Origin of the sequence: Halorubrum vacuolatum (assembly GCF_900188065.1) — an archaeon.
In the GTDB taxonomy this organism is placed as follows: Archaea; Halobacteriota; Halobacteria; order Halobacteriales; family Haloferacaceae; genus Halorubrum; species Halorubrum vacuolatum.
In genome coordinates, this window is record NZ_FZNQ01000003.1 from 215,400 (window position 1) to 230,094 (window position 14,695).

General features: G+C 65.2%; 16 protein-coding genes. 3 read left to right on the forward strand and 13 right to left on the reverse strand.

Annotated elements, in window-relative coordinates; all coding sequences use genetic code 11:
* Positions 1-2: 2 nt before the first annotated feature.
* The 3 genes from CHB65_RS05160 to CHB65_RS05170 form a co-directional block, all read right to left on the reverse strand.
* Positions 3-938 (reverse strand): alpha/beta fold hydrolase, encoded by a 936-nt coding sequence (locus tag CHB65_RS05160; protein ID WP_089383984.1) that lies wholly within the window; start codon positions 936-938, stop codon positions 3-5.
* Positions 939-1,018: 80 nt separating this feature from the next.
* Complete coding sequence (locus tag CHB65_RS05165) at positions 1,019-1,528, reverse strand: peroxiredoxin family protein (protein WP_089383985.1); 510 nt, start codon at positions 1,526-1,528, stop codon at positions 1,019-1,021.
* Entirely contained in the window at positions 1,529-1,825 is a 297-nt protein-coding gene (locus CHB65_RS05170; protein WP_089383986.1) for a glutaredoxin family protein, read from the reverse strand.
* 318 nt (positions 1,826-2,143) lie between these two features.
* Here CHB65_RS05170 and CHB65_RS05175 point away from each other — a divergent pair, with 318 nt between their 5' ends.
* Positions 2,144-3,508 carry a hemolysin family protein gene (locus tag CHB65_RS05175; protein ID WP_089383987.1) on the forward strand — a complete coding sequence of 455 codons (1,365 nt, stop codon included), beginning with the start codon at positions 2,144-2,146 and terminating at the stop codon, positions 3,506-3,508.
* A gap of 60 nt (positions 3,509-3,568) precedes the next feature.
* Positions 3,569-3,745, forward strand: coding sequence for a hypothetical protein (locus tag CHB65_RS17310; protein WP_179213584.1), 177 nt, complete (start codon positions 3,569-3,571; stop codon positions 3,743-3,745).
* A gap of 84 nt (positions 3,746-3,829) precedes the next feature.
* Here CHB65_RS17310 and CHB65_RS05180 read toward each other — a convergent pair whose 3' ends face one another.
* From CHB65_RS05180 to ahaH, 10 genes are all read right to left on the reverse strand, one after another.
* Positions 3,830-4,228 carry a DUF6276 family protein gene (locus CHB65_RS05180; protein ID WP_089383988.1) on the reverse strand — a complete coding sequence of 133 codons (399 nt, stop codon included), beginning with the start codon at positions 4,226-4,228 and terminating at the stop codon, positions 3,830-3,832.
* A gap of 138 nt (positions 4,229-4,366) precedes the next feature.
* Positions 4,367-5,053, reverse strand: a complete 687-nt coding sequence (locus tag CHB65_RS05185) for a V-type ATP synthase subunit D (protein ID WP_089383989.1) — start codon at positions 5,051-5,053, stop codon at positions 4,367-4,369.
* 6 nt (positions 5,054-5,059) lie between these two features.
* On the reverse strand, positions 5,060-6,478 hold the full coding sequence (locus tag CHB65_RS05190; protein ID WP_089383990.1) for a V-type ATP synthase subunit B: 1,419 nt from the start codon (positions 6,476-6,478) through the stop codon (positions 5,060-5,062).
* Between the two features lie 2 nt (positions 6,479-6,480).
* Positions 6,481-8,253: a V-type ATP synthase subunit A gene (locus CHB65_RS05195; RefSeq protein ID WP_089383991.1), complete on the reverse strand. Its 1,773-nt coding sequence runs from the start codon at positions 8,251-8,253 to the stop codon at positions 6,481-6,483.
* Between the two features lies 1 nt (position 8,254).
* Positions 8,255-8,584, reverse strand: a complete 330-nt coding sequence (locus CHB65_RS05200) for a V-type ATP synthase subunit F (RefSeq protein ID WP_089383992.1) — start codon at positions 8,582-8,584, stop codon at positions 8,255-8,257.
* Positions 8,581-9,627: a V-type ATP synthase subunit C gene (locus CHB65_RS05205; RefSeq protein WP_089383993.1), complete on the reverse strand. Its 1,047-nt coding sequence runs from the start codon at positions 9,625-9,627 to the stop codon at positions 8,581-8,583. Before CHB65_RS05205 ends, CHB65_RS05200 begins: the two co-directional genes overlap by 4 nt.
* The gene (locus CHB65_RS05210; RefSeq protein ID WP_089383994.1) at positions 9,624-10,202 is read right to left on the reverse strand and encodes a V-type ATP synthase subunit E; all 579 of its coding nucleotides are present in this window, start codon (positions 10,200-10,202) and stop codon (positions 9,624-9,626) included. The genes CHB65_RS05205 and CHB65_RS05210 overlap by 4 nt, the downstream gene beginning before the upstream one ends.
* A gap of 20 nt (positions 10,203-10,222) precedes the next feature.
* A complete protein-coding gene (locus tag CHB65_RS05215; protein WP_089383995.1) occupies positions 10,223-10,474 on the reverse strand; it encodes a hypothetical protein in 252 nt (83 codons plus the stop codon).
* Positions 10,475-10,678: 204 nt separating this feature from the next.
* Positions 10,679-12,892, reverse strand: a complete 2,214-nt coding sequence (locus CHB65_RS05220; protein ID WP_089383996.1) for a V-type ATP synthase subunit I — start codon at positions 12,890-12,892, stop codon at positions 10,679-10,681.
* A 21-nt stretch (positions 12,893-12,913) separates the two neighbouring features.
* Entirely contained in the window at positions 12,914-13,255 is a 342-nt protein-coding gene (gene ahaH, locus CHB65_RS05225) for an ATP synthase archaeal subunit H (protein WP_089383997.1), read from the reverse strand.
* Positions 13,256-13,524: 269 nt separating this feature from the next.
* Here ahaH and CHB65_RS05230 point away from each other — a divergent pair, with 269 nt between their 5' ends.
* Positions 13,525-14,688 carry a P-loop NTPase gene (locus CHB65_RS05230; protein WP_089383998.1) on the forward strand — a complete coding sequence of 388 codons (1,164 nt, stop codon included), beginning with the start codon at positions 13,525-13,527 and terminating at the stop codon, positions 14,686-14,688.
* Positions 14,689-14,695 lie beyond the last annotated feature (7 nt).

Sequence of the window (14,695 nt, forward strand, 5' to 3'; positions counted from 1 at the left end):
GTTCAGGCGGTCGCCCCGGCGATGAGGCTCTCACGGACCGTCTCCGTGAACCGCTCGGGGTACTCGACGTGCGGCAACAGTCGGGCGCGATCGAAGACGACGAGCCGAGCGTCCGCGGCCTCCGCAAGCTCCCTCCCGTCCGCGAGCGGGCTCACCTCCGCTTCGCGTCCCCAGACGACCGTCGGTGGGACCTCCAGGGCGGCGAGCGCGGCGGCGAGGTCGAGCTCGCTGTTGAGATAGCCCGAGATGAACGAGGCGGGGGCGAAGCGGGCGTTCTCGACGTGGGTCGTCCGCCATTCGTAATCCACCCACTCGTCGGTCACGTTCGCGACGTCGTAGTAGCCGTGGTCGGCGTTGAAATACCGGATCGACGGCTTCGAGGTTACGAGATTGAAGACCGCCTCGCCGACGAGCGGCGCGCGCACCAGCTCGCGCAGCCAATCCTTCGGCGGCGTGGGGCCCGCGACCGTCGTCGGACAGACGCCCACGAACCCGGAGATCTCGACCTCCTCGGCTGCCGCCGCGGCGTAGGCGGCCGACAGCGAGGAGGCGACGACCGCCGGCGTCTCGAACAGTTCGAGGAAGTCGGCGACGAAGTCCTCATACAGCGCGGCGGAGTACCGCAGCGGCGGCCGGTCAGATCGCCCGTAGCCGGGGAAATCGGGGGCGATCACGTGATGATCCGTCGCGAGATCGCTGAAGACCTCACGCCACTCGCCGCTCGATCCGGCCGCGTTGATCCCGTGTAACAGGACGAGATCGGGGTCGTCGGGGTCACCGGCCTCGACGTAGCCCACATCGATCCCCCGCCAGCGGAACGTCCGATCCTCGCCGGCCACCGCCGACTCCAGTTCCCCCTGATACCTGAGTCCGCCGTTCGCGGCCGCCACCGCACCGACGCCGAGGAGAGCTGTCCCTGCGAGCGTTCTGAGCTTCATGGAAACCTGTTGGTTCGCGGGCGACTTATATACGTTGGGCGGGGGTGTACTGGAGGTCGCCGACCGGGTCGTCCGCGGCGTCAGCCGATCAGGTCGCCGATCGCCCCGTCGAGTTCGTCGTAGTCGGGAAACGCCGGGTGTTCGGCGGCGACCCACACGTATCGTACCGTCCGATCGGCGTCCAATAAGAACACGGCGGGCCGACACTCGGTGATCCCAGCCATCCCGTCGATATCGTGTTCGACGCCGTATTCGCGCGCGACCTCCGCACCCGGGTCCGAGAACAGCCGAACGCCCTCACCCCGTGTGTCGAGGAGCCGTTTGTGTTCATACGGCGTCGAGATCGAGACCCCGAGGACGTCGATATCGGCCGCCCAGCCGCGGTCGTCGATCTCGTTGTAGAGATACGTCGCCTGGAACGCGCCGTCCATCGGATGAAAGACGAGCAGCGTCGGCCCGTCGACGACGTCCGCGAGCGACCGGTCCTCCCAGTATTCGGTGGTGACGAGCGGACGGGTGAAATCGGGGGCGACCTCGCCCGCCTCGATGTGATCCGCCGGCGGCAGCGAGACGACCTCGAAGTCGGGCATCTATGCGTCACCCCCGACGCTCGCTTCGGCCGCGTCCGTACCCGCGGTCCCGCCGTAGGTTCGCTCCAAGTATTCGACGATGTTCCCGCTCTCGGACATCGTCACGCCCGTCTCGGCATCCACGATGGCCGGGACGCTTCGTTTCCCGGAGATCCGTTTCACGACGTTGCGTTCGGAGTGCATCGGTTCGACGTACCGCGAGCGGTACGGCACGTCGAGCTGATCGAGCACCCTGACGACCCGTTCACAGTAGGGACACGCCTGCAGCCGGTACAGCGTGATGGCTGGTTCGGTCATGTTCGCATGGACGGCCGCCAGCGTCCTAACGGTACCGACCTCGGAACGTCCTCGACGCCAAACGTCCCCGATCCCTGGACGTCCCCGATCCCTGGACGTCCCCGATCCCTGGACGTCCCCGATATCCCGCCCACCGCACGACGGATCGTCCCATCGCCGGGGACCCCAGCGAACGCTCGGAGAGCCAGCGGGGCACGTCCGAGGAACCAGCGAGTACGGTCGAGGAACCAGCGCGGCCGCCGGAATCGACTGCGCGGACCACCCAGGAGCCGACGAAGGTAACGTTTTAACGGCCACCCGACCGACACCAAGGAGTATATGGGCTCAACGCTTCTCGTGCTGGCGGCCGGTATCCCAGGGCTACCGGTCTTGGAGGGCCCGATAGTCACGCTGCTCGGGATCCTCGCCATCGTGATACTGCTCGGGATGTCGGCGTTCTTCTCCTCCTCGGAGATCGCGATGTTCTCGCTGCCGAAACACCGCGTCGACAGCCTCGTCGACGAGGGCATAAAAAGCGCGAGGACCATCCGGGCGCTCAAGGAGAACCCCCACCGACTGCTGGTGACGATCCTCGTCGGCAACAACCTCGTCAACATCGCGATGACCGCCATCGCGACCGCGCTCATCGGCCTCTACGTCGAGAGCGCGCTGTTGACCATCGTGTTCACGACCTTCGGGATCACGGCGGTCGTCCTGCTGTTCGCGGAGACGGCACCGAAATCATACGCCGTCGAGCACACCGAATCGTGGTCGCTGCGGATCGCCCGCCCGCTCAAGCTCTCGGAGACGCTGTTGTATCCGCTCGTGGTCGTCTTCGATCATCTCACTCGCCTCGTGAACAAAGTCACCGGCGGCCGCGCCGCCATCGAGTCGACCTACGTCACCCGCGAGGAGATACAGAACATCATCGAGACGGGTGAGCGCGAGGGCGTCATCGACGAGGAGGAACGGGAGATGCTCGCGCGGATATTCCGGTTCAACAACACCATCGCCAAGGAGGTGATGACCCCGCGTCTCGACATCACGGCGGTTCCCAAGGACGCGTCCGTCGACGAGGCGATCGAGACGTGCATCCAGGCGGATCGCGAGCGCGTCCCCGTCTTCGACCGCAACCTCGACAACATCATCGGAATCGTCACCGTCCGCGACCTCGTCCGCGAGCTCCGCTACTCCGAGGGTGAACCCTCCCTCGAACGCGTCGTCAAGCCCACCCTGCACGTTCCCGAATCGAAGAACGTCGACGAGCTGTTGACCGAGATGCAGGACAACCGCCTCCAGATGGTCATCGTCATCGACGAGTTCGGCACGACGGAGGGGCTCATCACCTTGGAGGACATGGTGGAGGAGATCGTCGGCGACATTCTGGAGGGCGACGAGCCCGAGCCGATCGAGTTCGTAGCGGAGAACGTCGCGCTCGTTCAGGGGGAGGTCAACATCGACGAGGTGAACGAGGCGTTGGAGATCGACCTCCCGGAGGGCGAGGAGTTCGAGACGCTCGCGGGGTTCGTCTTCAACCGCGCCGGTCGCCTCGTCGAGGAGGGCGAGGAGATCGAGTTCGACGAGGTCAAGATCGGCATCGAGCGCGTCGATAACACCCGAATTATGCAGGTACGCGTCACCGTGCTCGAACGTGAGGAGGCCGACCCGGAGGTCGAGGAGGCCGACGCGGGCGACGACGACTGATCGCGGCGAATCCGACCGTCGACGGCGAACCGTTTTGCCGCTTCCACCCCATCCTCACCCATGGGATCCGTGAAAACCGACCTCGTCAACGGGATCATCTCGCTCGTCATCAGCGTCGCCGTCATCGCCCTGCTCGCCGATGACGAGGCTGAACCGTACACGCTCGGCGACGTGTTGCTCGCCGCCGGGGTTTCGGCGTTCCTCTCCGGGTATCTCACGAGCTACTTCGCGAAGTGAGGGGCGTACGGGGCGTCCGAACCCATCTGCACGCCTTCGATGGCGACGTTATTTATAAACCCACCACCAGCGCCGAGTATCCAGTTATAAACTTTCCAGCAGTACCTGCCGCCGCCGATCTAGATCGAACATCGCCTCCCGGGCGTCGAGCCGCTCCAAAAACGTGAAGACGTCCGCGCCGTGTCGCTCCGCATAGCCCAACAGTTCCTCGATCCCCGCCCGGTTCAAAGCGTACGATTCGAGCAGCCCGCACATGAGTGCCAACGCGATCCCCGCATCGCCGGTCGGAAAGGCGGAGTCGACCGCCGTGAGATCGGGGCCGCTTTCGGAGACGACGGCTTTCGGATCCACGCCCACCTCCGCCGCCGGATGGGTTGTGAGACAGCGCGTACAGATCGCGGCGACCGTCGCGGGGGCGTGTTCACGTATGTCTTCAGGGACGGCAAAGGCGACGACGTCGGCTCCACATCGCGGGCAGGCCATATCGACCGTCCGCGGGCCGAATATTTAAAAGGGGAACCGTCGCTTTGCTTGTGTATCGACGTAATCAGAGCCCATTCAGTACACCGTAAAGATGGCCTTCGAGCGAGACGAATCCTCCGTTAAAAATGTACAGCCGACTCAGTCCGCGGAGACGGTCTCCGACTCGGCAGCTTCCGCCTCCGCTTCGGCCTTCGCCTCCTCTTCTTCCTTCTTCGCTTTGATCTTCTTTAGCCGGAAGATCTCCTCACGCTCCTGCTCTTCGAGCTTCTGCTCGATGTACTCCTGGTTCTCATAGAGCTGGGGTAACAGCGTGAACTCCAGGGCGTTCACCCGCCGTTTCGTCGTCTCGATCTCCTCCAACATCTTCTTCATCGCCGTCTCGACCTCGGCGGCGAGGATGATCGTCTCCAACAGCTCCTCGTAGGCGTCCGCGGCCTCGTCGATCCGCGCGGAGGAGCCGAGCAACCCGTACCCACGTTCATCGAGGTTCTTCCGTACCTTCGAGGACTCGATCTGTGGGACGACGACCCCCATGATGTTCTTCGACTGCGTGGTGATCTCGGGGTGTTCTTTCAGCGCCGCGGCCGCTCCGCGGACGGCGACGTCGCCCTCCATCGCGCGCGCTTTGTTCAGCTTGTCCTGTGCGCGCTCGTAGTCCTCGGCCATGTCCGACCGGACGTCCTGTGCCTGATCGAGGATGTCCATAAACTCCATGATGAGCCCGTCACGCTTCTGTTCGAGCGTGTCGTGCCCCCGCTCGGAGAGCTCGATGCGATCCTCGATCGCCATCAGGTTCTTGCGTGTCGGCTTGACGTCCTTGGCCATGGTAGGTTAGTCGGCCGCCTCGGCGACCGCCTCTTCGGCGTCCTCCTCGTGGTAGTACTGTTCGATATACTCCTCGCCGACGCGGTTGAGTTCCGATTTCGGCAGCATCGAGAGCAGTTCCCAGCCGATCTCGAGCGTCTCCTCGATATCGCGGCTGGTCTGGAATCCCTGATCGATGAACTCCGTCTCGAAGGCGTCCGCGAAGTCGAGATACTTGTTGTCACGCTCGGAGAGCGCCTCACGACCGACGATGTTCACGAGGTCACGAAGGTCCTCGCCCTCCGCGTACGCCGCGTACATCTGGTCGGAGACGTCGCCGTGGTCGCCACGGGTAAGTCCCTCGCCGATCCCGTCGTCCATCAGCCGGGAGAGGCTGGGAAGCACGTTCACGGGGGGTTGCAGGCCCTGACTGTTGAGGTCGGGGTCGACGTAGATCTGCCCCTCCGTGATGTAGCCGGTCAGGTCCGGGATCGGGTGGGTGTCGTCGTCGCCCGGCATCGTGAGGATCGGGATCTGCGTCACCGACCCCTCACGGCCCTCGATCCGACCCGCACGCTCGTACAGCTGTGCCAGGTCGGTGTACATGTATCCGGGGTAGCCACGGCGGCCCGGCACCTCCTCGCGGGCGGCGCCGATCTCACGGAGCGCCTCACAGTAGTTCGTCATGTCCGTGAGGATGACGAGCACGTGGTAGTCCTTCTCGAAGGCGAGATACTCGGCGGTCGTGAGCACCATCCGCGGGGTGACCGTCCGCTCGACGGCGGGGTCGTCCGCGAGGTTCATGAAGACGACGGAGCGCTCCAACGCGCCGGTCCGTTCGAAGTCCTCCATGAACTCGTTCGCCTCCTCCTGGGTGATCCCCATCGCGCCGAAGATCACCGCGAACTCGGAGCCTTCGCCGCCGTCGCTCTCCTCTTCGGGCACGCTCGCCTGCCGGGCGATCTGCATCGCCAACTCGCTGTGCGGCTGGCCCGAACTCGAGAAGATCGGCAGCTTCTGCCCGCGAACGAGCGTGTTCATGCCGTCAATGGCCGACACGCCCGTCTCGATGAACTCCTCGGGGTACTCCCGCGAGTACGGGTTGATCGCCGCCCCGACGATGTCCTGTCGCTCCTCAGGGACGATCTCGGGTCCGTCGTCGATCGGGCGGCCGGAGCCGTCCAGCACGCGCCCGAGCAGGTCCTCGGTGACGGGCATCTTCATCGTTTCGCCGAGGAACCGAACGGATGCCTTCTGGTCGATACCGGAGGTGCCCTCGAACACCTGGATGGCCACGACGCCATCCGCGGATTCGAGCACCTGTCCACGCAGCGTCTTCCCCTGTGCCGTCTCGATCTCGACGATCTCGTCGTACCCGATCGGCTCGTCGACCTCGGCGTACACCAGCGGGCCGCTGATCTCGGTGATGGTTTGGTATTCTTTCATGGTCAGTAGAGGCTCCGAATGCCGTCAGCGATCTCCGATTTCAGCTCCTCGATGTACTCGCCGTACTCCTCCTGGACGCCGATCCGGTTGATCTTCGGGATCGCCTCGACGGCGATGATCTCCTCGACGGGGACGCCGGCTTCGAGCGCCTTGAACGCCTCGTCGTTGAACGTCCGGATCGTCGTCAGGATGAGGTAGGTCTTCTCCGGCGGACAGTACGTGTCGACCGGGTGGAACGCGTTCTGCTGCAGGTACGCCTCACGAAGATAGCGGGCGACCTCCAGGGTCAGCTGCTGGTCCTCCGGCAGCGCGTCCTTCCCGACCAGCTGCACGATCTCCTGCAGCTCCGTCTCCTCGTCCAGCACGTCGACGGCCCACTGGCGCGTCGAATCCCAGTCCTCTGCGACCTCCTCTTTGAACCACGGGTCGAGCTGGTCTTTATATAGCGAGTAGGACTCGTTCCAGTTGATCGATGGGAAGTGTCGACGCTCGGCGAGGTCCGCATCGAGCGCCCAGAACGTCTTCACGATCCGCAGCGTGTTCTGGGTGACCGGCTCGGAGAAGTCGCCGCCCGGCGGGCTCACCGCGCCGATCGCGGAGACGGACCCCTCCGTGCCGTTGATGTTCTCGAAGTAGCCGGCCCGCTCGTAGAACTGCGCCAGCCGCGCGGCGAGGTACGCCGGGTAGCCCTCCTCGCCGGGCATCTCCTCCAGTCGCGAGGAGATCTCGCGCATCGCCTCCGCCCATCGCGAGGTGGAGTCGGCCATCAGCGCGACGTCGTAACCCATGTCCCGGTAGTACTCCGCGATCGTGATCCCCGTGTAGATACAGGATTCACGCGCCGCGACGGGCATGTTCGAGGTGTTCGCGATGAGCGAGGTTCGCGCCATCAGCGGGTTGCCGTTGGCGGGGTCCTCAAGCTCCGGGAAGTCCTCGATCACCTCCGTCATCTCGTTGCCACGCTCGCCACAGCCGACGTAGACGATGATGTCCGCGTCGGCGTACTTCGCGAGCTGGTGCTGGGTGACGGTCTTGCCCGAGCCGAACGGGCCCGGAATGGCTGCCGTCCCACCCTTCGCGATCGGGAACAGGCCGTCGAGAATACGCTGGCCCGAAACAAGCGGGGTCCGCGGCGTCCGCTTCTCGACGGTCGGTCGGGGCTCACGCACCGGCCACTCCTGATGCATCGAGATCTCGACGCCGTTGTCGAGTTCGGCGACCGCCTCGGTGACGTCGAACGAACCGGCCTCGATCGACTCGATGGCCGCCGTCTCGCCGTCGTCCAAGGCGTTCGGCGGCACCATCACCTTGTGGTCGATGGTGACCGTCTCCTCGACGATCCCGATCACGTCGCCGCGGCCGACCTCGTCGCCGACCTCGACGGTCGGCTCGAACTCCCACTCGGCTTCGAGGTCGATGCCGGGCGCGTCGACCCCGCGGTCGAGATAGGGGCTTTCCATCTTCCCCTCCAGCACGTCCAGGGGCCGCTGCACGCCGTCGTAGATGGCGTCCAACATTCCCGGGCCGAGGTCGACCGACAGCGGCTCGCCCGTGTTCTCGACGGGTTCGCCGGGGCCGACGCCGGAGGTCTCTTCATACACCTGAATGGTCGTGATGTTGCCCTCGATCTCGATCACTTCCCCCATGAGTCCTTCGTCGCCGACGTAGACGACGTCGTTCATGCGGGCGTCGAGGTCGCGGGCGCTCACGACCGGACCGCTCACGCTTTGGATGACACCGGTTGCGGTGCCGTCCGTGGATTCTGCTTTGCTCATATCAGTCGTCCTCCTCCATCAGGTCGATCCCGATGGCTCGTTTGATCTGGTCTCGCAGCCCGCCGCTGCCGGCACCCGATGCGCCGAGCGTCACGAGGACGGGCTCGATGCTCCCTTCGACCCGCTCGCGGGTCCCCCGCGAGAGGTGATCGAGGTCCGCGTCGTACATCACGATGATACCGATCTCGTCGTCCGCGAGGGTCCGCTCGACGGCATCATCGAGCTGCTCGGGCTTTTCCGTCTCCGGGACGTTCTCGCACTTTCGGACGCCGGCGAGCCGGAAGCCCGTCGTGAACTCCGGACTGCCGACGACGGCGATCTCCTGGCTCATGTTATCACCAGATCCTCTTCGATCTCGGCGGCCGAAAGGCCGGCCTCCTTGCCGCGGGCGATCGCCCGAATGTTCTCCACCTCACGCTCCTTCGCGAGGATGTATGAAATGACCGGCGTCACCGACACCGGGTGCCTCGTTCCCAGTTTGTCGCCGTAGTTCAAAAGCGCCGTGTCCGTCGCGTGTTCGAACGCGATGAGGCTGTCCGCCACCTCGAGTTCGCGCAGCGCCGGCCCGAGCTCGTCGGCGTAGTCGCTGTCGGCGATGTACTCGACGAGCTCGTCCAGGTCACGCGCGAGTCGCGCGAGCGTGTCGCGGTCGAACAGGTCGCCGCCGTCGATGAAGTACTCGGCGGGGTCGATCTCCGCACCGGAACGCGCGAGCCGAAGCGCGTTGTCGGCGTTGCGGAAGTCGATCTCCGCTTTGAGAAACGCCTCGTACTGTCTCACGGGCTCCCCACGTGGTAAGTTCCCCAACAGCCGCTCGTAGAACGCGCGGTCTATCGCGTTCTCCAACGGAACGAGGACGTCGGTCTCCTCGTACTCCTCGTAGGCCGCCGCGAGCGGCTCGCCGTAGATCGTTCCTTCGAGGATCTCGACGACCGCCTCGATCGACTCGGCCTCGAGTAGCCGACGGATCAACCGGTCGTCGAACTCGCCGGCACGGATGAGGTCGGTCTCGATAGCCTCGCGGCTCGCGTCGGTGTAGATCCCACGAATAACCGTCTTCACGTTCCCCGCGTCGAACTTCCGAAGGTAGCGGACGATGAGGTCATACAGCTCCCCCTCGCTCCAGTCGAGGATCTCCTCGAACTGTTTCGCGAGATTTGCGTTGAGCGCGTACTCGATCAGGTCGACGCCGCCATGTCTGCTCCCCAGCGCGTTGATCTCCGCCTCGTAGGTCGACTCCTCCATGAACCGGGCGATCTCCGGGGGGGACATGCGGGTAAGCTTGCGATACTCCTCGGTGCTGTACAGCATGCCGCGGCGGGCGCGAACCCTGGCCACGACGTACTCCGGGTTCGAGCTGCCGACGAGGCTCATGTGTCGAACAGTCGCTCCGAGAGGCCTTTCAACTCGTCGTCCCAGACCTCCGCGAGGACCGAGTCGAACGTGTTGTTCACGCGAACGCGGGAGGCGTCGCTCTCGCCGACGACGCCGCCGAGACAGTCGACCTCGCCGTCGACCTCGACGTTCTCGCGCTCCTCACAGAGCTCCTCGACGAGTTCGATATCCTCGGCGCGGGTATAGACGGCGACGTCCTTGCCGTCGAACTCCGCGACCGTGGCATCGAGCAGGGTCTCCGTGAGTTCGCGTCGGCGTTCGCCCTCGAACGCCGCGATCTCCGACTCGACGCCGTCGCGAACGTCGTTCAGTACGTCGCGACGGGCGGCGAGCCGCTCCTGTTTCGCTTCGAGCTTTGCGGAAGAGAGCGTCTGCTCGCGCTCACGCTCGACCTGCCGATCCGCTTCGGCGAGGCGCTCCTCGCGGATCCGCTCGGCGTCGGCCTCAGCGTCGGCGATGATCTCGTCAGCCTCGGCGTCGGCCTGCTCGCGTATTTCCTCTGCACGCGCGCGGGCTTCGTCCCGGATGTCCTCAACGACAGTGTCCAAACTCATTGGTTGGAAAGGAGGTCGGGTTAGACGATGAAGACGACGACCAGCGCGAGAATGACGATCGTCTCGGGCAGCACCGTCAGGATAAGCCCGTTGACGAAGAGATCATCGTCCTCCGCCATCGCGCCGACGGCGGCGGCCCCGATGCCACGCTCCGCGTAGCCGGCGGCGAGCGCCGCGAGACCGACGGCCAGTGCGGCAGCGGTGTCGGCCTCGATCAGTACTTCCCCTTCTTGCATTGCGACGTGCCCGAGTTCGTTGGCAGTTTCGATCATTGTGGTAGGTTCCGATTGCTCGTCTCCGAACAGTCTCTAGTTGCCCCCACAGGAGTCATAAAGCTTCCCAAACGGAACGACGAGAACGGTCGATTGGGGGCTTCTAACCCACGTCTATCGGGACTTTCGGACGGCGAGTGTGTGACCGTGTACCGTGACGTTCGGAGCCGTTCGTGGCGGCTCCGATGGGGAGCCTCCCCGCGTTCAGTCGTCGGCGGTGTACTGCCGGTCGTAGCCGAACGGCTCGTAGGGGTCGCCACCGCCCTCGTAGAACTTCCCGAAGAACTCGACGTACTCGAGACGGATCCCCTGAATGCCGGCGGCGGTGACGCCGAGCAGCAGGACGACGATGTGGCCGATGATCGCCACGAGGATCGCCCCGACGAGCGCGACGATCCCGATCACGCTCGGCTCGAACGCCGTCGAGATGCCGGCGAAGACGAGTTCGACCTCGCCCGCGGCCGCGCGTTCCTGTGCGCTCGCGAGGTTGCTCGGCGTGAAGATGAACGTGAAGCTCCCGTCGCCGCCGTCGCTGATGTACGCGCCGAACGCCAGCAGGTTGACCGCGAGCGCCATCCCGCCCTTCGCGATCAGCACCGCCATGATCCGGGCGTAGGAGATGGCGTTCACGAGCGGCGACAACACCTCGACGGCCTCGGTCGGCTCGCCGATCAAAAGCAGGATGAAGCCGAGCGCGGCGGCCGCGATCGCGAGGTACCCGACGATCACCGGGAAGCCAGCGAACTCCACGAACCCGAGGGTCACCAACCCGATGGAATCGAACATGAAGTCCGGTTTCATCCCGCCGACGTGCTGGCTGAAGATCCAGATCCAGATCCCGTTGAGCAGCAGGATCCACGAGAAGCTCTCGTAGATCGCGTGCTTGAGATCATGCGCCTGATAGAGGCTGACGAACGAGAGGACGTACCCGACGTTGAGGTGGAGCACGCCGAACAGCACGCTCACGACGAGCCACGCCAGCGCCCAATCGGCGCTCCCGGGTGAGAGCCCCTTGGACATCTCCCACGCCTCGATGCCCAGCCACGGGTACGCGTGGTAGCCGAAGATGTCGACCCCGTAGTAGATCCCGAACAGGAAGGTGAAGATACCTGCCCAGATGGAGACCGCACCCAGCTCACGCATCGCGCCGTCGTGGTTGCTGTAGAGATACCAGCCGATGACGCCGTACAGCACCCCATAGCCCATGTCCCCGATCATGAACCCGAACATGAGCGGGAACGTGAGGAAGACCAGAAGCGTCGGGTCGAACTCGGTGTACTTCGGCCGACCGAACCCTTTCACGAGCAGTTCGAACGGACCGGCAAGGTCGCCGTTTTTCTGCACGACCGGCGGGTTGTCCTCGGGTTGTGCGTGCCCGCCGTCCGTGGCCGCCTCCTGTTCGGTATCCTTCGCATCCGCGGCCGAGGCCTCGGCGGCGTCTTCATCGTCCGCGCGCGCTCCCCCATCATCTACCGGCTCGCTGTGATGGTCGCCGTCGGGCGTGAAGGAGGCGCGTTCGAGCTCCTCGACCTCCGCGTGGTCGCCGACCGCGTCGGCGATGGTCGCCGCGAACTCGTCGAACGTCGCCGTCGGGATCCAGCCCTCCGCGATGAAGGCGTTCTCCGTCGTCGCGAACGACAGCGGCGCCTGTTTCTTCTGTGCCTCGATGGTGAGTTGTTCTTCGGCGCGGAGGAGGAAGCCGGCCGCCTCCTCCTTGATCTCGGCGATCTCCGCGTCGATCGACTCGCGTTCGGCTTCGAGTTCCGCCCGCTCCGCTTCGAGTTCCGCGACGTACTCCGCCGGACTCCGATCGGCATCCGGCACGTTGAGGAACGCGATGTCGACGCCGACCAACGCGTCCTGTAACGCGCCCTCGTCGGCGTCTTCGGCCGGTCTCGCGAAGATCGCGACGACGCCCCGGCCGCTGAATACCTCGTAGGCTTCGAGCCCCTCGGCCGCTTCGAGCGCGGTTTCGACGTCAGACGCCTTCGCCTCGCCGACGACGACTTCGAGCGACTCGTACCCTTTGAGGAGGTCGAGTTCGATACCGAGTTCGGCGAACGGCTCCATCCGGTCGATCTCGTCCGTGAGCTCGCGAATTTCGCCGCGGATCGCATCACGTCGGTCGTTTCGCTCGTTGACCCGTTCGCGGATGTCCGCGAGCGCCGCTTCGAGTTCATCGTCGTCGAGCGCGCCGGCGGCATCGATCTCCTCACCCGTCACGTCGAGGATGCTTTCGAGGGACCGAACGGTCACGAGCCGCTCGTTGATCGCTTCGGCCCCCTCCAGTGACTGTCCGGGTTCGAACCCTTCGTACCGCTCATCGTAGTCGGTAACGTGGAGCGAGTGGTGTTCGTACGCCGCCTCGATGACGTCGTCGATGACGCGTTTCGAGCCCGCCACCGACACCTTGCTCATCTGCTCCGGTCTGAGGGCCATCTATTCCCCCGACGCGTATGCTTCCACCGCTTTTTCGAACCGTTCGACGGCATCGTCGACGGCGTCGTCGATCCGGTTTCGTGCCTCGCTCTCGAGCGCTTCACGATCGGCACGGCCCGCCTCGAGGATCTCCTCGCGACGATCCTCGATCTCCTCACGGGCCGCCGCGAGCCGTTCGTCGGCCTCCTCGGCCGCCTCACGCTCGGCCTCCGTGCGGATCTCGTCCGCACGCCGCCGGGCCTCGGCGAGGCGCTCGTCGGCGTCGGCTTCCGCCTCCGCGATGATCTCGTCCGCCTCCCTTTCGGTCTCCTTGATCCGGTCGAGCACCTCTGGTCTCGCCATACTCTCTAATCGTAGAAAACTCCACGAGCGACATATAAGGTGTTTGCGAAACGAGGCGGAACAGCCGCCGCCGTTTCGCCGTAGTTCCGTCGCCGTTCCGTCCCGTCCCGTTTCGCCGTAGTTCCGTCGCCGCTCCGTCCCGAACACTTGGCACGTCCGCCTCGGTGGGTCGGTCGTTTCCTCCGTCGCTCTCCACGGCTGCCCGGCAGTCGTCGATCCCCGGCGATCGCCCGCGTACATTTAAGTAGGAGTCGCCGGACCGTGACGGTATGGCAACGGTGTATGCGGTCGCCTCGGCGAAAGGTGGGGTGGGAAAGACCACCACGGCCGCGGCGGTGGCCACGGTGCTTGCCGGGACCGGCGCCGATGTCGTCGCCGTCGATGCCGACATCGGAATGGCCAACCTCGCGAGTTCGCTCGGCATCGACGTCGGCGAGACGACGCTACATGACGTCCTCGCCGACCGTGCCGATCCACTGGATGCGGTCCACGAGGGTCCGAACGGGTTACGGGTGGTCCCGGGGACCACCGATCTCGACGCGTACGCCGCGGCGGATCCGACGGCCCTCCGGCAGGTCATCGACGCCCTCGATGCCGCCGACTATCTCGTATTGGACGTCGGTGCCGGGCTCTCACACGAGTCGTCGCTCCCGCTCGGGCTCGCCGACGAGACGCTGCTCGTTTCGACGCCCGAACGCGACGCGCTCGGCGACACCGAAAAGACCCGCCAGCTCACCGAGCGTCTCGGCGGCACCGTCGCCGGCGCAGCTATCACCCGCACGGACCCGTCATGCATGGACGCCGAGGACGAACTCGTCGCGGAGCTGCTCCGGACGACCGTCCTCTGCCGGATCCCGGAAGACCCAGCCATCGGCGAGGCGATCGACGCCGGCAAGCCGCTCGTCACGTTCGCCCCGGCGGCCCCTGCGAGCCACGCCTATCGGGAGTTAACCCGGGAGTTGACCGATATCGCCGTCGAGGAGCCCGCCGTCGGGGAGTCCGCCGTCGAGGTGGACGAGCCGGCCGAGACAAGTGAGGCAGACGCATCGGCAGCAGGGGCCGACGACGACGATGCGGACGACGACGGCATCATCGTCGCCGACGCCGAGGCGACGGGGATGGAACCGCCGGAGGACGAGTTGGAGGGTATCGTCGCGGACGAACCGGAGACTGACGCGGTGGAGGAGGCTGAGACTGACGCGGTGGAGGAGGCTGACGCGGTGGAAGACTCAGTTGCGGACGAGATAGACGATCCGGAGACCGACGACGTTGACGAGCCGACCGAGGACGATCCGGACGACGAACTCGCCGGAAGCGTTCCGTTCCGTGACGACGATACGGGGATGGACACCGCCCTCGCGCGCGAGCGCGAAGACTCCGAGGAGGAGGAAGAAAAAAAGGGTGGGTTCTTTAGCCGTCTGTTCGGCCGCTGATCGGGGG